This is a genomic window from Cohnella sp. GbtcB17, assembly GCF_019091135.1.
In the GTDB taxonomy this organism is placed as follows: Bacteria; Bacillota; Bacilli; order Paenibacillales; family Paenibacillaceae; genus Cohnella.
Genome location: NZ_JAGXJW010000011.1, coordinates 66,319 through 84,152 on the forward strand (window position 1 = coordinate 66,319; position 17,834 = coordinate 84,152).

The window sequence follows — 17,834 nt, forward strand, 5'->3', positions numbered from 1 at the left end:
TCTTGAACAATTTGACGTTCTGTCATTTGTTTAATTAAACATCAATTAAATATTAATTGACGATTTACTGTTTTTTAGATATGATCTCGGCGAAAGCGATTACAAGGAGGGATTAATTGATGAAAAGAAAAGCAAGCCTGCGTGGATTGGCGCTGCTGTTGCTGCTCGCGATCGCCCTTCCGACCAATGCCTTCGCGGTGGTGAACGGATCGACGTCGGCCGGCTGGAACGTGTTCGACCCGTCAACGGGCGGCTCCTACCGGTACGGACCGTCGATGATCCTGAACGCGGACAACAGCATCGACATGTGGACCTGCTCGCCCGGCGCATCGGGCGCCTGGGACTACATCCGCTACAAGCACTCTCCCGACAACGGCGCGACCTGGGGCAGCGAGTCTGTCGCCCTGCAGCCGACGGCCGGCGCGCGCGACGCCTACTCGGTATGTGATCCCGGCGTCATCAAGTTCGGCGGCTACTACTATATGGGCTATACGTCCACGGAGAACGTCAACGGAACCGACAACGACGTCTATGTCGCGCGGTCGGCAAGCGTTACCGGACCTTGGGAAAAGTGGAACGGCAGCGGTTGGGGCGGTACGTCCCCGCAGCCGTTCATCGTCTTCGACGACGCGCCGATCGACACGTACGGCGCCGGCGAGCCGAGCTTCGTCGTCAAAGATTCCACGCTCTACATCTACTACACCTGGATGAGCCGCGATCCGTCCACCGGCAAGCCGGTCAATCAGACGCGCGTTCGCACAGCCTCGACCGCCAACGCCAACTGGCCGGGCAGCATGACGTATCAAGGCGTCGCCATTAACCGGGACCTGGACGGAGACGATTCGACCGATCACAAGTACGTCCCTTCGATGAACAAGTTTATCGCGATCGGGACGGCCAGGCGTTTCGGTCCTTTCGCCTACATCAAGCTGTACGAATCGGCGGACGGCATCACGTACAAGCCGGCGACCCTGCCTAAGAACTTCATCAGCGTCGCGGCCCACAACGCGGGCATCACCGGCAACGCGCTCGGACAATTCGACACGTCGAAAAGCAATCGGATTGCCTATGCTTACGGTACCGTTTGGGCTTACTGGTACACCGCGATGAATCCGATCACGCTGACCGACAGCGCGCTGCCCGCGGTGCCGATCATTAGCGCCGCAATCGCCGGCAACGGCCAGGCGACGCTGCACTTCCGCACGTCCGGCGTCGCTGGAGAGACTTACAAAGTCAAATACGGCACCGCCAGCGGCAGTTATACGTCGACGTTGACCGGCATCTCCTCCAGCCCTTATACGGTCACCGGACTGACGAACGGTACGCCCTACTACTTTACGGTCGTCGCGAGCAACGCGAGCGGCGACAGCGGCAACGCGCAGCAAGTGAGCGCCACGCCGCTCGCGTTGACGGCGAGCCCGCGCAGCGGCGTGACCGTATCCAGCCAGATCGCCGGCTGGGAAGCGTCGAAGGCGATCGATGCGGATCCGAACACGACGTGGTCGAGCGCGGGCCACTCAAGCAACGCAAGCACGGAATGGGTCACGGTCGATACCGGCTCCGCGCGCATGATTCAACGCGTAACGCTGACGCCGCGGCAGCCCAATGAGCTCTCGTATCCAAGCAAGTTCAATATTCAGGTCAGCACGGATAACGCAACCTGGGTGAATGCGGACTACGACATCCGGCAATATCGGATCGAGTCGCCGGCCCGCAACGTATACGATTTTAACGAACCGCTCTACGGCAGGTACGTACGCATCTATGCGACCGAGCTGGGTCACGACGAGAATCAGCCGTGGGGCTTTCAGCTTCAGCTGGGAGACGTGAAGATCGAGGAGATCCCATACGGCACCTCGCAGTCGTCCGCGATCGCAGGCTGGGAAGGCGCCAAGATATTGGACGGCAACCAGACGACGGTATGGTCGAGCAACGCTCATAGCGCGGCCGCCTCCACGGAATGGCTCGCCATCGATATGGGCGCGACGAGACCGATTGGAGCGGTCAAGGTGACGCCTCGCCTATCTGGCGTGGCTTTCCCCGTCGACTTCAAATTCCAGTCGAGCCTCGACGGCGCGACGTGGACGGACATCGCGGGCGCTTCGTATACCGGGTATGCCAATCCAGTCTCTGCGGCGCAGACATTCAAATTCGGCAACGGCGTCACCGCCCGATATGTCCGCATGTACGCCACCAAGCTGGGCGCGGACGATTTCGGCAATTACTACATGCAGATCGCCGACATGAGGCCGGACACACTGCCGCCGCGCACGCCGGCTTCCTCTTCCTCGATCGCCGGCTGGGAAACCGCGAAGGTCGCGGACGGACAGAACAACACGTACTGGTCGAGCGCCGGCCATACGTCGGCAGCAGCTACGGAGTGGGCGTCGATCGATACGGGCAGCATACAGAGCTGGAGCGGCCTGCGCATCCGTCCGCGTCCGGACGCCGGCTTCCCGGTCAATTTCAAGCTCCAATCGAGCGTCGACGGCACGAACTGGACCGATATCGTCGGTCATGATTATATCGATTACTACAACCCGAAAAGCACGACGCAAGTCTTCCCGTTCAGCAGCATGGTATCGGCCCGTTACTTCCGGATGTATGCGACCAAGCTGAGCGCCGATTCCTTCGGCAACTACTACATGCAGCTCGCCGAGATCATCGCCGATCATTAAACGCGGTCACGCGGCAAACAGGCCCATGCGCATTCGCATGGGCCTGTTTGATGTTCGACTCCGGCTTGCAAAATTAACGGAACTTCGGCAGCCAGTCGCCGTGCGCTTCGATCAGGTCGTCGCACAGGGAGACGATGTCGTCCATCGACAACTCGGCGGACGTGTGCGGGTCGAGCAGGGCTGCGTGGTAAATATGCTCCTTCTTGCCCGTCACCGCGGCTTCGATCGTGAGCAGCTGGGTGTTGATGTTCGTCCGGTTGAGCGCGGCCAGCTGCGGCGGCAAGTCGCCCACGTACGTCGGTGTCACGCCCGAGGCGTCGACCAGGCACGGCACTTCGACGCAAGCTTCCTTCGGCAGGTTGGTAATGAGGCCGGTGTTCATGACGTTGCCGCCGATCTTGAACGGCACGTTCGTCTCCATCGCGTCAAAAATGTAGGAGGCGTATTCATGCGACCGCTCGTGCGTCAGCGTCGCGTTGTTCACGATGCTGTCGCGCATCTCTTGCCAGCCCTTGATCTGTTCGATGCAGCGGCGCGGATATTCGTCCAGCGGAATATTGAAGCGCTCGATCAGCTCCGGGTAGTTTTTCTTGATGAAATACGGGTGGTACTCGGCGTTGTGCTCGCTCGATTCCGTGACATAGTAGCCGAACTTCAGCATCAGCTCGTAGCGGACCATGTCGTGATGCTTTTCCTTTTGCTTTTCGGCTGCGCGGCGCTTGATCTCCGGATACAGGTCGACGCCGTCCTTGGTCACCTCGAGCAGCCAGGCCATATGGTTGATGCCCGCGATGCGCGACCGCACGCCTTCCTTCTCCATGCCGAGTCCGTCAAACAAATGATCGACGCACACCTGCACGCTGTGGCAAAGACCGACCGTTTTCACGCCGCCATGGGTATTCATGACGTTGGTCAGCACGGCCATCGGATTCGTATAGTTGAGGAACCAGGCGTCCGGGCATACCTCGCGGATGTCGCGGGCGAAGTCCATCATGACCGGAATCGTGCGCAGGTTGCGGAAAATGCCGCCGATGCCCAGCGTGTCCGCGATCGTCTGGCGAAGTCCGTACTTCTTCGGCACCTCGAAGTCGGTAATCGTGCACGGATCGTAACCGCCGACCTGAATGGCGTTGACGACGTACTTGGCGCCGCGCAGCGCTTCCTTGCGGTCCGAATACGCGACAATACGGCACTTGCTGCCGTTGGAAGCCTGGATGTTGCGAAGCATGCTCTCGGATTCCTTGAGCCGCTCCGGATTGATATCGAACAACGCCAGCTCGAAGCCCTGAAGCGAGGGCACAAGCATGCTGTCACCCAGTACATTTTTGACGAAAACCGTACTGCCCGCGCCGAGGAACGTGATCTTGGACATGAGAAATTAGCCTCCCTGATTCCCGGTAGTATTAAGCCTATCTGCGACTTATAATAAATAAAAAGCGCTTCCGGGAATATGGAACAATACGTTCAACTTATGGAATAATGTAGTCTATCATGTGGAGGGTAACGATCATGTCCAATCCGTTCAGCCGTACGTTCGTGCATCCGAATCCCCGTGCTTCCGGGACGCTGTCCGTCCTGTTCGCAGGGCACTCTCAGACCGAGCCTGAGCACCGGATGGGACCGCAGAAGCTGGATTATTATCTGATCCACACGGTCGCCGAGGGGAAAGGGTGGTTCAGGTGCCGCGACCGGCACTACGATCTCGAGGAAGGCGACAGCTTCGTCATCCTACCCGGCGAGATGCACATCTACGAATCTGACAAGGACCGGCCGTGGCGATATCGCTGGATCGCCTTCCAAGGTCCGGATGCCGAGCGCTGGCTCGCTACGGCGGGCGTCGACGCGCTGCATCCCATTATAAGAGGCGGCAGCGAGGACGTACTGCGGGCGATTCGGGCGGTTGACGGCGTGTTCGCCAAAAAAAGCTGGACCGCCGACTGGGAGGCCGAGGGCTGGCTGCGGCTTGCGTTCGCGGCATGGGCCAAGGCGAATCGCCCGGATGGCCCCGCTGCCGGCGCCGAACCGCGCAGCCTCTCTGCCGTCGAAGCCGACCGTGCCGCGCGCTGGCTGCAGGCCCAGCAGTCCGACCCCTCCGTCACGATCGCGCGGATGGCCGCCGAGCTTGGCTACCACCGCACGCATCTGACGAAGCTGTTCAAGCGGGAGACGGGGATGACGCCCGTCGCCTACCTGCAGCAGCTGCGCATCGAGCGCGCCAGCTCGCTGCTCGCCGAGCCGCTCTCCGTCGAAGAGGTCGCCCTGTCTGTCGGGTACAGCGACCCGCTCTACTTTTCCAAGTCGTTCAAGAAGCTGACGGGCCAGACGCCCTCGGCGTATCGGCGGCGGGTGCGGGCGGGCGGATAATTCCGGCGAATATGCTTCGTACGAGCATCTCTGCGAACGCATAGCGGCAATCCGTGCCGCTACACGCGTTAGCACGCCAGCTTGCGCGGACCCTTAGCGGCAATCCGTGCCGCTAGACGCTTAGCACTCCCGCATGCGCGGACTCTTAGCGTGACTTTTGTCGCCCGTCCCATAGAAAAAGGCAGCCACGCATCCCTTCTGGACGAACTTGCGGCTGCCCGCCGCTTTTTATCCGATCGCCGGGTACGGGGTTAAAAAGAGGCGGATCCTTTTTTACCTGTTACAGCCAGTAAATACATGCTCATAAATGTACCTTCTTCAGTAACCCATTTCCGATAATCCGTTTCCGCTTGATTTCTTTCTCTCTCGCTTATGTAATTATCTTTAACCAATTGGTGCCCTCTGCCTGCCGCTACATCCGCCCAAATGCTAGCCTTTGCAATAAAGTCCTCGTCTCTTTTATGGGTTTCTTCATTTTGAATGGAGACATCAATATCCGTTAATCCACAGTCTTTAAACATAGAAACGAGGTTGTCGGCAATTCGGTTGTTCATGCCGGCATCGTTTCGCCACTTTAAAAATTTTTGGTAAAACAGCTGCATGCTCTCTGGCAATTGAGGCCGCCATTCTATTTTTTCGTGATTATAATCTAATACAACAACCCGGCCATTCTCTTTTATGCAACCGGCCATTTCTTGAATGGCCCTTTGCGGATCAGATAACCATTGTAAAACCCTCGAGCAAGTCACAATATCGAATTCGGATTTGTAATCCAAGCTATAAATATCGCCAACTTCGAAAGATAAATTGGCGATATGCGCCCCTTTTTTTCTTGCCTCCCTAATGAGTTCAACATTGCTATCTATGCCTATAACTTTTCCGTAACGCCCCACCTTTTCAGCAATTCCGCAAGTGATCGCACCAGAGCCGCAACCAATATCGAGAATTTTCATTCCTGGCTCGATTAAACTAGCTAAGCGTTTGTGGGAAGCTGCCAGAGAACGAGAATTAATAATAATGTTGGTTCCCTCCGGCATTCTTGCACGTTCTTTTGCTATTCGATCAGTAGATTCCATATTGGAGGCTCCTCGCATCTTGATTAACGTTTGGCTAAACTGCAAACGTCCCTTGCATGAGGCGCTGAAAAAGACATGTTGTACATCGGGCAGCCGCGTCCCTCCCAGACGAACTCGCGACTGCCCGCCGCTTTTTATCCGATCGCCAGCACCTCTTCTTCTCCCGGCGCCGAATCGAGTACGATCGCGTTGATGCCGTTCAGGAACGCCAGCGCGCTCGCCTTGATAATGTCGGTGTCCATCGCTCGCCCGGCGTATGTCTTGCCGTCGTATTCGAGCTGGATGTTCACCCGACCTACCGCTTCTTCCCCTCTGGAGAGGCTGTTGATCTTATAGTGCTTCAGCCGCACCTCGAAGCCCGCGAGCTCCCGGATAACGCCGTACAGCGCGTCGATCGGACCGTCGCCGACCGCGCTGCCTTTGAGCGTCTCCGCGCCTCGGCGCAGCTTGACCGTGGCGGTCGGACACAGCTCGTTCGTGACGACCTGGAACGACTCGAGCTCGAACAGGCGCGCGGCGACCGCTTCGTCCTTCGGCTGCGCTTCGCGGTGCCCGTTCACGAGCGCGAACACGTCGTGATCGTACACTTCCTTGCGCGCGTCGGCGAGCGCCAGGAACTTCTCGAACAGCGCCTCGAAGTCGGCGTCGTCCTTTGGCTCGAAGCCCATGCGCGCCGCGGCGTGCTTGAACGCGTGCCGGCCGGACCGCGCCGTCAGCACGAGCTCCATGCTCTCGGCCCCGACCTCCTCAGGCGACATGATCTCGTACACGCGCTTATCCTTCAGTAAGCCGTCCTGGTGGATGCCGGAGGAGTGGGCAAACGCATTTTCGCCGGTAATCGCCTTGTTGACCTGCACGTCGAGACCCGTCAGGTGCGTCAGCAACCTGGACGTCGGGAGCAGCTCCGTCGTGCGGACGTTCGTGGAGCACCCGAACAGCGCCTCGCGCACCTTCAGTGCCATGACGACCTCCTCGAGAGACGTGTTGCCGGCGCGCTCGCCCAGGCCGCTCACCGTGACTTCGACCTTGTCCGCGCCGCCACGGATCGCGCTCAGCGTGTTCGCCGTCGCAAGGCCGAGATCGTTGTGGCAGTGAACGCTCAGGATGACGCGCTCGTCAAGGTTTTTGAGCCGTTCGTTGATGCGCCGGATCATCTCGCCGAATTCATGCGGCTCCGCGTAGCCGACCGTGTCGGGCACGTTAATCATCGTCGCGCCGGCCTTGACGACCGCCTCGATCGTGCGCCACAAATAGTCAAAATCGGATCGTGACGCATCCTCGGTCGAATACTGCACGTACGGCAGCAGCGACTTCGCGTACTTTACCGCTTCGACGCCCATTTCCATGACCGCGTCCTTCGAACGGTTGAACTTTTTCTCGACGTGAATGTTCGACGTGCCGAGCACGATATGAATAAGCGGCTGGTCCGCTTCCTTGATGCTCTCGTAGACGGCGTCGATATCGCTCTTGACGGCGCGCGCCAGCGCGGTCACCGACATCTGGCGCCCGACCGCGCGGGTGACGGCCTGCACGGACTCGAAGTCTCCGCGGGACGATGCGGGGAATCCCGCCTCGACGATATCGACCTTCAGGCGTTCCAGCTGACGGGCGAACTCGACCTTCTGCACGGCATTCAGCTTGGCGCCCGGCACTTGCTCCCCGTCTCTTAACGTGGTGTCCAATACGATAATTTTGCGGCTCATGGGATGATCCCCCTTAAAATGAATGGATGGTAAATCTATGTGAAGCAGGCTCGTTTAAACCCGGAATTTAAACGACAAAAAACCCCGTCTCTGCTATAGAGACGGGGTTTAACCCGCGGTACCACTCTAATTCGTTCCCGACATGCGGAAACAATCTCGTTCGATGGCCAACACCATCTATCCTTGTAACGGCGGAATCCCGGTTTACCCTACATATCAGGCAACTGTTCATAGAGGAGTTCAACGTGACTCGCGCTGCCGTTTCGCACCAACCAACGGCTCTCTGAAAGGCGACTTCACATCTACTGGTTCTAATCAACACATTTGGCTTATGAAGTTATCGGTAATTATAGGCCGACCGGGAAGCGGTTGTCAACAGGCGTTTATCATGTGTTGCCGAGAAGGCGATTATTCGTACGCACTTATACCGGGTCCACGGAGATATTGCACGACACGGTTGCGGATGCGTACGACGCAAGCACTCGCATGCCCGTCATCTCCTGCGGCAGCGCCAGATTAAACGCATTGGTCACGCACGTATACGGCTCGGGGCAAACGAAGCGCTGCCGGCCGTCGCCGTTGTGCAGCACCCACGTGCCGAAGGCGCGATCCGCGCGATAACGAACGCGGATGCCGGCCTCCGGATCGGTCAGCACCGCCTCGTTGGCGTCTCCGCCGGCGGCCTCGAAGACGTCGTCCAAAGCGATGCCGTCAAGGGGAATCCCCTGCCGGAGCCGCGCTGCCCGCGCATCCTCGGTCAGCTCGCCCGTCGGCAGGAAACGCTCGTCCAACTGCCACCTGCGGCCGACCGACGCCGCGAACGTGCACGACGCCGGCGACGAAGCCGCGCCAAGCGGGAACCGGAAAGCCGTATGATAGCCGAGTCCCCATGGCATCGCGGCATCGCTCTCGTTGTGCACGTCGATCCGCTGAACGAGCGCGTTCTCCTGCAGCTCGACCCGCATGACGAGTCGGAAGCGATGCGGAAATTGCGCGGTCACCGACGGGTGATGAGCGGAGTCAAACGCCGTGACCAGCCTCGCGCTCGCCTCGTCCTTGCCGCAGGAGACGACCTCCCAAGCCTTGTTGTGCACGAAGCCGTGCGCGTGGCTGCCGGTGGCCGGATCATTCACCTCTAGCCGGTAAGCTCTGCCTCCAAATTCGAACGCGCCCCCTGCAATGCGGTTCGGCGGAAACAGCACCGGAATACCGTACAGCATCGGCGAAGCCTCGTACTTTTCGACCGACGCAGGCGTGTGCAGCAGCTCCACCCCCGTCTCCTTGCAGCGGATCGAGACGACGCGGCTGCCCAAAGCGGGCACGATCGTCGCCTGCAGCCGTTCGTTCTCGATCAGGACGCCCGGCCGTCCCAGCCAGGCGACGACGCGGCCGCCATGTACATCTTCCGGCCGCACGGCGTCAGATCCGCTCGACCGAGCCGCTCAGGACGGACCGGTGGATGGCATGCACCAGCTTCGTGTTAAGCAGGCCCGCGGCCGCGCCCGACTCCGGCTTCGTGCCGAGACGGACATGGTCGACGAACGCGTTCAGCATATAGCTCGGCGCGGAGGTGAATTGGCCGTTGATCGGCGTGCCGAGCGTATGCATATGGCTGTAGACGCCTCCGGCCTTGCGCACCATTTGATCGGACAGGTCCACGTACAGCGCGCCGTCGTTCCCGATGATCTCGTACTTGAAGTCGTAGATCAGCGGCATCGACTCTGGCAGCACCCAGCTGGTCGTGAACGTTGCATGCGTGCCGTCGTCGAAGCTGACGACCGACTGGATCGAATCGTACGTGTCGATGCCCATGCCAACGAGCTTTTTCTTCGTGCCGACGGCGTAGACGCTGACCGGCGTCGCGGTCTTTTTCAACCACAGCGCGATATCCGTCGCATGCGGCAGCAGGAACCAGCCCGGCGACGAGCCCTTCGACCACTTGAGCATCTGAGTGGGAACGAAAATCGTATCGTTAAGACGCGCATTGATCGTGAGAATGTCGCCGATCTCGCCGCGCTCGACCGCTTCCTTAACGGCGACGAACGGCGTGTTCCAGCGGTTTTCGAACGCCACCATGCAGGTGACGCCGGCGCGGTCCACCGCATCTTGCATTTCCATCGCTTCCTCGACCGAGGTCGAGAACGGCTTTTCGACCATGAAGTGAAGCCCGTGCGCCGCCGCCAGCATGACCGGCTCCTTGTGGAGGAAGTCCGGCGTCGCGATGACGAGCGCGTCCAGCTTCTCCCCGGCGATCATCTCGCGGACGTCGGCATAGCCGGGAACGTTGTAGCGTGCCTTGCTCTTATCCAGCGTAGCTGCGAAGGCGTCGCTGACGGCGACGAGCTCCGCAAACGGATTTTGCAGCAGTGTGTCAGCGAACAAGCTCCCCCGGATGCCCATGCCGACGATGCCGAATCTGATTTTTCCCTTTTCCATAGCCGATAGCTCCTCTTAGAAAACGTAGAATAATTGCCGCGTATGCCTGTATTGCCTGTATTGCCTGTATTACTTGACCGCGCCCGCCGTCATGCCGCTGACGAGATGCTTCTGCAGCAGCCAGAACGCGATGACGATCGGCAGCGTTGTCATGACGGAGCCGGCCATCAGATAGTCCCAGTTGACGACGTACTGCCCCTGGAAGCTGGCGATGCCGACCGAGAGCGTCCACTTGTCGTAGTCGCTGAGGAACGTCTGCGCGAACATGAATTCGTTCCAGCTCGTCAGGAAGGAGAAGACGGCCGTCACCACGAGTCCCGGCAGCGTCAGCGGCAGGATGACCCGAACGAACGTCGTCCAGCGGCCCGCACCGTCGATCGAAGCAGCCTCGTCAATGGCCGTCGACACGCTGTCGAAGTAGCCCTTGAGCATCCATGTGCAAAACGGAACCGCAATCGTCGAATACGCGATCACGAGGCCGAAGTAGGAGTTCAGCAGGTGATAATCCTTCATGATGAGGTACAGCGGGATGATGAGCAGCGAGCCCGGCAGCATCTGCGTCAGCAGGATGATATAGCCGATGCTCATGCGGCCGCGGAACTGGAAGCGCGACATCGCATAGCCGCCCAGGGCGGACACGATCAGCGACAGCGCCGTCGTGAGCAGTGAGACGATCGCCGTATTTTTGAACCAGGAGATGAAGTTCACGTTCGGATCGGCTTTCGCGTTCAGCATCCCTTTGTAGCCCTCGGCGTTCAGATGCTGCGGCAAATACTGCAGCGGCTTGCTGTAGATCTCCGCCTGCGGCTTGATCGAGGTCAAGATCATCCAGACGAACGGCGCGATCGCGAACAAAGAGATCAGGATAGCGGCGATATAGACGAGGGGCATGTTTCTTTTTTTCACGCCGATTCACCCGCCTTCGTAGCCTTCATGTAGAGCACGGTGAAAACGACCGAGATGAGCAGCAGGAACATACCCGCCGCCGCGGCGAGACCGAAGTCGAACGACTTGAAGCCGGCCCGGTAAATGAAAATCGTCAGCAGCTCCGTGGCGCGGCTCGGTCCGCCGCCCGTCAGCACGTATACGATGCCGAAGTCCTTGACCGTCCAGATGACGAGCAGCAGGAACACGATGACGGATACGGGCTTCAGCGCCGGCAGCGTCACGCTCGTGAACTGCTTCCAGGCCGAGGCCCCGTCGATGCTCGCCGCTTCGTAGTGATCCTTGGGAATGCCCTGCAGACCGGCGAGCAGCATGATGGCGGCGAACGGGAAGCCCTTCCACACGTTGACGAACATCGCGGCCCACAGCGCCGTGTCGGATTCGCCCAGGAAGGCCAGAGGGTTCGACAGAATGTTCATTTTGATCAAAACGTCGTTGACGACGCCGAATTGATAATCGAACATGAGGATGAAGACCAGGCAGGTGACAACCTCGGGGACCGCCCACGGGATGATGACGAGCGCCCGGACGAGTCCGCGGCCCTTGAACGGTGTGTTAAGCAGTACGGCGGTACCGATGCCCAATGCGAAGCGCAGGACGACCGTGACGAAAATGTACAGGAATGTAATGCCTAGCGACTGCCAGAAATAGCCTGAATCCATGACCGCCGCGTAATTATCGAATCCGACGAACGGATGCCCGTCCGCAATCGGCTTCGCGACCTTCCAGTATTGAAAGCTCATCAGCGCCGCCTTCAGAATCGGGTACAGCAGCACGAGTCCGACCGCCAGCGCAAGCGGCGCGATGAACAAATAGGCAGCCCTGTTCTGCTTCAGCCTCCGCCATTCGGAGCGCCAGAATCGCGTTCGGCGGGCCGGCTCTGTCTGCTGCGTCGTCAAGGAAGGCTGTCCGGGAAGCGCGTTGTCGTTGTTCATTTCCTTCCTCCTCGCAGGCTTCGAGTCCGGCGGCGCGAGCCGCCGGACCGGCCTGACGAATTAATTCATCGCTTTTTTCATCTCTTCTGCCGCCTTATCCAGCGAAGACTTCGCGTCTTGCTTGGCGACGAACATATTTTGCGCGTAATTGATCAGCGTCTGGTTCAGCGTGCCGAGCTCGGGGATCGGCGGATCCATGACGGCTGGCGCGTATACGTTTTGCTGGAAGTCGAAAAACTGCGCGGCAAGCGGATTCGCCTGAGCGTATGCGTCCGTGCCGGCATAGGCTTTGCTGCTCGGGATCATGCCGGACTGGGAAATGATCTCCTGCGCTTCGGCCGAAGCCATCCACTTCAGGAAGTCCCAAGCCTCGTCCGGATGCTTGCTGTTCGCGGAGATCATCGCGACGAGCGGATAATTATGCGGGTTCGGCTTGTACGTCTGACCTTCGTATTCGACGGATGGCTGCGGCATCAGGCCGAGATCGTCCATCAGCGCCGCGTCTCGCTCTCTGGTCATGCCGATGAACCACGGGCCGTCCATCATCATCGCGGCCTGGCCGTTCCAGAACATCTCGCGGCTGACCTTCTTGTCCCGCGTGCCCGGCGGCGTCGCCTGCGGATTGTTGATGAGGTCCTGCCACCATTCGGCCGCCCAGACGTTGGCCGGCGAGTTGACGTTGATCCGGTCGGCCGTATACGGGCCGGACTCGCCGTCGCCGAAGAAAATGCCGCCCGATACCGGTCTCGCTACGAGGCGATACCATTCGGAAGCGACGAACGGGTGAGAGCCTACGACGCTCGAAAATCCGTACTGATCGACCGTGCCGTCTCCGTCCGTATCGACGCCGAGCTTGATCGCGGCCTGCTTGAAGTCCTCGAGCGTCTTGATCGAAGCGGGATCGATGCCGGCCTTCTGGAACAGCGATTTGCGGTAAAAGATGCCGGTCGTTCCCCAGGCATAGTCGGATAACGCGTAATAAGAGCCGTTTACCTTGCTGAGCTCCTGGCCGACGAGATCCGTTTCCAGCTCCGTTCCTTTAATGCGGTCGTCCAGATTCAAAAAGGCGCCCTTTTCCCCCTGCAGCGCGTTGTACGTCGCGATGTTTTCGGGATAGACCTGCACGATGTCGCCCTGCGTGCCCGCGATGATCTCGGTGGTCAGCTTGTCCCAGAAGTTTTCGTAGTCCGTGCCGTGCACCGTGATTTCGACGTTGGGATTCGATTCGTTGTACTTTTGGATCAGGGCGTCGATCGCTTTCTTGTGAGGCGCTTCCGCATAGACGGAAGTTTCGAAGGAAAGCTTGATTTTCTCCGCGCCGGACGAGCCGCTGCTCCCCGCATTCGCGTCGTCTCCTCCGTTAGAGCAACCCGCCAGCGCGACCGTGCCGACCGCGCCGGCCGCCGTCAGCAGCGCGAGGCTTTTCTTGAATCTGTTTTTCATTGGATGACCTCTCCCTCTTGCATCGAATGTCGACCTGACCCGACATGCCGCCAAGTCGTGCCTTAATCAAATCATCGCCGCACGGACCGCACAACAAACCATTTTCTCCGACACAACCAAACGGGCAATTCCATGTCATCGTAAGCGTTATTACGATGATATGTTTAATGACATCCGCAGACCCTGCGTTTCATCGCTTCAACCAACCTTATTCCACCTGCCAACTTTTTTCTCCATGTCAAAAAAAGCCCGTCGTATCAACGTTTTTCTAGCGTTCTCGGGACAAAAGCAAACAATCCGGACGCGCATGAAAGCGTGACCGGATTGCGGATTGCGGTTTGCGGCTAGTCGTTTACCCCTGCTTTTCCTTGCGATAATCGATCGGCGGCACGCCGACGATTTTTTTGAACGTGCGGGCGAACGAGATCGGACTGCTGTAGCCGATGCGTTCGGAGATCTCCTGCACCGGCAGGCTCGTCTCGGCGAGCAGCTGCTGGGCGTGGCGGATGCGCAGGTCGATCAGGAAGTCGACGAACTTCAAGCCGAACTCCTCCTTGAAGAGACGGCTCAAATATTTGCCGCTGATGCCGAACTTGTCGCTGAGATAGTCGAGCGACAGCTCGGGCCGCGCGAAGTCGCTCTCGATGTACGCCTTGACCTCCTTGATGAGCATGCCCTGGTTCCGCGATTCGCGCGACTGCTCCACCCGCTCCTCGAATGCCTCCAGCGCCTCGAAAAAAGCGTGCGCGATATCGCCCATCATCTCGACCTCGGCCAGCGTCTTGGCGAGCGCCGGCATGATGTCCGTGCTCCACAGGCGCCGGTACTCGGCGCTCATCCCCTCCACGGCGCGGCCGAGGTTGAAGATCAAGTAGTTCATCACCTGCCCGATATCCTCGCGCGACGCCCGGTCGAGCTCCATCTGCCGGATCAGCGAGCGGAATTCGGCCCGCCACTTCGCGTCCGACAGGCGCAGCAATTCGACGATGCCGTCGATCCGCTGCAGATGGCGGAACACCTCGCCTCGTCCGGCGGGTCTGCCCGCATGCTTCAGAATCCGGTTGTTGCCTTCGACGGACTTGTATTGCAGTGCGGCGAGCGCTTCCTGATAAGCGTCGTGTATGCTCTCCGGACGTGTCGTGGGTTCGCCCAGCCCGATCGTCATCTCGAACGGAATGTCGGCCCGAATGCGCGCATGCCACTCCTCGATCAGTGAGGACATCGCCTCGTCCGGCACGTCGCCTTCGCTCATGAGCATCACCGCGAGCTGGTTCGCCATCGTCCAGAGCATCCACACCCGGCACCCTTCGGTCTGCTCCGTCAGTCCTCCCACGATGGCCTCGACGGCCTTTTTCCAGCCATCCTGCTCTTCCTGGCCGTACGTCCGCCGCCACTCCGCGCTCCGGTCGATCTCCAGAACGACGACGAACGCTTTGCCGAACGCCGGATACATGCCGTGCTGGTCCGCCGTAGCCGCCCACTCCTCCGGCCCGACCTGGCGGATGCCCTCCAGCAGCCCATACAGGTAAAAGTTCCGTTTGACCTCCAGGTCCTGCTGGAGCTGCCGCTGGAACCGGCTGTTCTGGTCGATCATGTTTTCCATCATCGAATGGATATAGCGGAATTCTCCGCCGTATCGCTCGTCTCCGTCCCTGTCCAGCCCGCTGCCGGGCGAGTAACGCTCCAGGTGCGCGACCAGGTTGCGGATCGGACGATAGTTCTGGCGGGTCATCCATACGATCCAGCCGAGCGCCAGCGCGCAGACGAGCAAGCCGAGCACCAGCCAGACGTTAAAAAGGGACAGCAGGAACGTGATCCACTTGCCGTCGTTCCACTCGCTGACGAGGCGCCAGCCGGTATAATCGGACACCGATGCGGACGCGAGCGTCTTGCTCGCCTTGGGCGCGACGTCCGCGGGGTCCGTATGGAACAGGTCCTGTCCCGCCCCGTCGTACAGATGCAGCTGCGTGACCGACGCATCGTACATGTCCCTGACAAGCTGCTGAAGGGAAGCCGCATTGACATTGATGACGATGAGACCGTAGCGGCCCGAGAAAATGGACACGCTCCGGGTCAGCGTCACGACCGGCGTCCCCGTCTCGGACGGGAGCTCTTTGTAGAGCCGCAGATCCGACCATTTGCTGTTCGGCGCGTGCAGGCTCGACTCGATAAAGGCGGCGTCCGGATAACGATTGAGCGGGTACGTCGTGCTCATATTGAGGACCATCCGGTCGTCGGCGCGAACCATATAGATCGAATGAATGAGCGGGTTGGCGATCTTGAGCTCCGCCAGCTCGTTCATGACGTCGACCTGGAGCGACAGATTGGCGGCCGTCGGCTCCGAGAAATAGCGCAGCACGGTCCGGTTGCGCAGCATCTCCAGCGTGATCTTCTGATCGATCGCCGTCAACGACGCGTCCACGACCAGCTGCGCCTGCCGGGTCACGTAGTCGTTCGTCTTGCGGGCGGCTTCCTGGTTGCGGCTGTTCAGAATCTGGAAAAAAATAAAGAAAAGGAAGGCGGTCAAAATAAAAAAGACCGGCAAATACGACAGCAGCATTTTGCCGAACCAGGTCCTGCCCCCGCCCGTTCTCTCTCTGCGAAGCTTGAGCCTCATCCTCTACGCCCCTTCTTCTGGCTGCGATTGCGGATTGCGCGTTTGCCGTTTGCGCGGCGGACAGTTTCCTTGCCGATGGCGGGTGCGGGCGCATCGCCTGCTGTACGAGAGGCGATCCGCTCTCGCGCAGCTCCTGCAGGCGCATTGCCTGCTATCCGAGAGGCGATCTGCACTCCGCCAGCTCCTTCAGGCGCATCGCCTGCTGTACGAGAGGCGATCCGCTCTCGCGCAGCTCCCTGCAGGCGCATCGCCTGCTGTACGAGAGGCGATCTGCACTCCGCCAGCTCCTTCAGGCGCATCGCCTGCTATCCGAGAGGCGATCCGCTCTCAAGCAGCGCCTTCAGGCGCATCGCCTGCTGTACGAGAGGCGATCCGCCTCCGAGACGCGCCGGCACGCCAGCCGACTATTGATACGTCACGTGACTCGCGAACCCGCCGTCCGTCGGCACGACATGATAATAGGTCGTGCCCGGCAGGAACTTGAGCTCGCGGCCGTCGCGGTAGATGCGGACGATATCGCCGGGCTCCCGCTTCCACTGGCAGGCGATCGCGCGCCCCTCCTGGAACAACACGGCTTCGCCGCCGCTGTTCAGATCGATCTCCAATCGGCCGTAATCGTCGTAGGCGCGATGCTTGGCCGACAGGACGACGAGGTTGGCGGCCGTGAGCTGGCGCGAATTGTTAAGATCGATATGCGGCTGTCCGTTGACCGAGCGGGCGTACAGATGCGTCGCAGCATCATATTCGTACGATACCTTGTAGTCCGACAGTTGAAACTTGATGTTAACCTGGGTCGCGGCGGGCTCTCCGATCACGTCAGGCGTCGGGTCGAACTGCACGAGCGGCACGGTCGCCGTCTCGTCGTATTTCATTTTCCGCGCACCCATATAAAGCTTGTCTTGCGTGGAATAAAGGTTGTGCGGCGCCTTGCGGTCCTTGCTGCGGTAGAAGTAGGCGCCGGCGTTGTTGATCTCGTCCATGTCGGCCTTGCCCGAATGCTGCAGGATGGCGAGCGCGTCGTTGCTGGCGCCCGCATGAACGAGGATGCCGCCGTAGGTCTCGCCGATGTCGATGAGGTATGGACGGATGCTGCGGATCGGACCGATCGGATCGTCGAACGTCTGGCTCTGAAAAATCGCGAGGAGCCGCGTAATCCCGCCTTCGGCGAGAATCTCCCATACCGTGTCGGCATGCGTGAGGCCGGATTGGGGGCGCGCAGCCTTGAAGTTGTTGATCATAACGCTGAGCGGCCTGCGGGTGATGGCCTGCTCCGTCGGGAGACCGGTGAGCGGGGCGAGGAATGCGGCTGTCGGATCGGCCGCAGAAGCGGTCGGCGCGGCCGAAGCCGAGGCAGACTGCGATGCCGTCGCGGTATCGACCGGGGCCAGCGCGGGCTTGGCCTTGCCGCCGCAGCCGGTCGCAAGCGCGGCCAGCAGCGATGCGGCCGTCAGCACGAGCGCGGCGCGGCGCAGCGGGCTGGGGTAGCGTAAAGTCATCCGTTATCCTCCATGTCGTCGAACGGTGTGATCCGTGCTTGTTTTTACTATTAAACCATAACCGCGCACCGCTTGTCTCGGTCGCGCGGTCCCAGGGCAAGCGGACGGCCGGGCAGATCCTGTCGATTCGCGGCGCGCGCA

General features: G+C 59.9%; 12 protein-coding genes and 1 other annotated feature. Of the genes, 2 read left to right on the forward strand and 10 right to left on the reverse strand.

Annotated features, from left to right (window positions below; translation table 11 throughout):
- Positions 1-119 precede the first annotated feature (119 nt).
- Complete coding sequence (locus tag KVT38_RS08125; RefSeq protein WP_217593187.1) at positions 120-2,678, forward strand: discoidin domain-containing protein; 2,559 nt, start codon at positions 120-122, stop codon at positions 2,676-2,678.
- Between the two features lie 73 nt (positions 2,679-2,751).
- Here KVT38_RS08125 and melA read toward each other — a convergent pair whose 3' ends face one another.
- On the reverse strand, positions 2,752-4,050 hold the full coding sequence (gene melA / locus KVT38_RS08130; RefSeq protein ID WP_217593188.1) for an alpha-glucosidase/alpha-galactosidase: 1,299 nt from the start codon (positions 4,048-4,050) through the stop codon (positions 2,752-2,754).
- Between the two features lie 137 nt (positions 4,051-4,187).
- On the opposite strand from melA, the gene KVT38_RS08135 reads away from it, so the two are divergent.
- Positions 4,188-5,042, forward strand: coding sequence for a helix-turn-helix domain-containing protein (locus KVT38_RS08135; protein ID WP_217593189.1), 855 nt, complete (start codon positions 4,188-4,190; stop codon positions 5,040-5,042).
- Between the two features lie 251 nt (positions 5,043-5,293).
- Here the strand turns inward: KVT38_RS08135 and KVT38_RS08140 are convergent, their stop codons facing one another.
- The 9 genes from KVT38_RS08140 to KVT38_RS08180 form a co-directional block, all read right to left on the reverse strand.
- Positions 5,294-6,118, reverse strand: coding sequence for a methyltransferase domain-containing protein (locus tag KVT38_RS08140; protein WP_217593190.1), 825 nt, complete (start codon positions 6,116-6,118; stop codon positions 5,294-5,296).
- Positions 6,119-6,252: 134 nt separating this feature from the next.
- Positions 6,253-7,821, reverse strand: a complete 1,569-nt coding sequence (locus KVT38_RS08145) for a 2-isopropylmalate synthase (protein WP_217593191.1) — start codon at positions 7,819-7,821, stop codon at positions 6,253-6,255.
- A gap of 94 nt (positions 7,822-7,915) precedes the next feature.
- Positions 7,916-8,149, reverse strand: a binding site (T-box leader).
- Positions 8,150-8,243: 94 nt separating this feature from the next.
- Complete coding sequence (locus tag KVT38_RS08150; protein WP_217593192.1) at positions 8,244-9,236, reverse strand: aldose 1-epimerase; 993 nt, start codon at positions 9,234-9,236, stop codon at positions 8,244-8,246.
- A 4-nt stretch (positions 9,237-9,240) separates the two neighbouring features.
- Positions 9,241-10,257 (reverse strand): Gfo/Idh/MocA family protein, encoded by a 1,017-nt coding sequence (locus KVT38_RS08155; protein ID WP_217593193.1) that lies wholly within the window; start codon positions 10,255-10,257, stop codon positions 9,241-9,243.
- A 69-nt stretch (positions 10,258-10,326) separates the two neighbouring features.
- A complete protein-coding gene (locus KVT38_RS08160; protein WP_368859067.1) occupies positions 10,327-11,163 on the reverse strand; it encodes a carbohydrate ABC transporter permease in 837 nt (278 codons plus the stop codon).
- Positions 11,160-12,137 carry a carbohydrate ABC transporter permease gene (locus KVT38_RS08165; protein WP_217593194.1) on the reverse strand — a complete coding sequence of 326 codons (978 nt, stop codon included), beginning with the start codon at positions 12,135-12,137 and terminating at the stop codon, positions 11,160-11,162. The genes KVT38_RS08160 and KVT38_RS08165 overlap by 4 nt, the downstream gene beginning before the upstream one ends.
- Before the next feature lie 60 nt (positions 12,138-12,197).
- Positions 12,198-13,580, reverse strand: a complete 1,383-nt coding sequence (locus KVT38_RS08170) for an ABC transporter substrate-binding protein (RefSeq protein ID WP_217593195.1) — start codon at positions 13,578-13,580, stop codon at positions 12,198-12,200.
- Positions 13,581-13,932: 352 nt separating this feature from the next.
- Positions 13,933-16,197, reverse strand: coding sequence for a helix-turn-helix domain-containing protein (locus KVT38_RS08175; protein ID WP_217593196.1), 2,265 nt, complete (start codon positions 16,195-16,197; stop codon positions 13,933-13,935).
- Between the two features lie 404 nt (positions 16,198-16,601).
- Positions 16,602-17,693 carry a DUF3048 domain-containing protein gene (locus KVT38_RS08180; protein WP_217593197.1) on the reverse strand — a complete coding sequence of 364 codons (1,092 nt, stop codon included), beginning with the start codon at positions 17,691-17,693 and terminating at the stop codon, positions 16,602-16,604.
- Between the last annotated feature and the right edge of the window lie 141 nt (positions 17,694-17,834).

Coding starts and splice junctions, on each gene's coding strand:
- KVT38_RS08125 (WP_217593187.1), top strand. CDS start 120: ATGAAAAGAAAAGCAAGCCTGCGTGGATTGGCGCTGCTGTTGCTGCTC.
- melA (WP_217593188.1), bottom strand. CDS start 4,050: ATGTCCAAGATCACGTTCCTCGGCGCGGGCAGTACGGTTTTCGTCAAA.
- KVT38_RS08135 (WP_217593189.1), top strand. CDS start 4,188: ATGTCCAATCCGTTCAGCCGTACGTTCGTGCATCCGAATCCCCGTGCT.
- KVT38_RS08140 (WP_217593190.1), bottom strand. CDS start 6,118: ATGGAATCTACTGATCGAATAGCAAAAGAACGTGCAAGAATGCCGGAG.
- KVT38_RS08145 (WP_217593191.1), bottom strand. CDS start 7,821: ATGAGCCGCAAAATTATCGTATTGGACACCACGTTAAGAGACGGGGAG.
- KVT38_RS08155 (WP_217593193.1), bottom strand. CDS start 10,257: ATGGAAAAGGGAAAAATCAGATTCGGCATCGTCGGCATGGGCATCCGG.
- KVT38_RS08165 (WP_217593194.1), bottom strand. CDS start 12,137: ATGAACAACGACAACGCGCTTCCCGGACAGCCTTCCTTGACGACGCAG.
- KVT38_RS08170 (WP_217593195.1), bottom strand. CDS start 13,580: ATGAAAAACAGATTCAAGAAAAGCCTCGCGCTGCTGACGGCGGCCGGC.
- KVT38_RS08175 (WP_217593196.1), bottom strand. CDS start 16,197: ATGAGGCTCAAGCTTCGCAGAGAGAGAACGGGCGGGGGCAGGACCTGG.
- KVT38_RS08180 (WP_217593197.1), bottom strand. CDS start 17,693: ATGACTTTACGCTACCCCAGCCCGCTGCGCCGCGCCGCGCTCGTGCTG.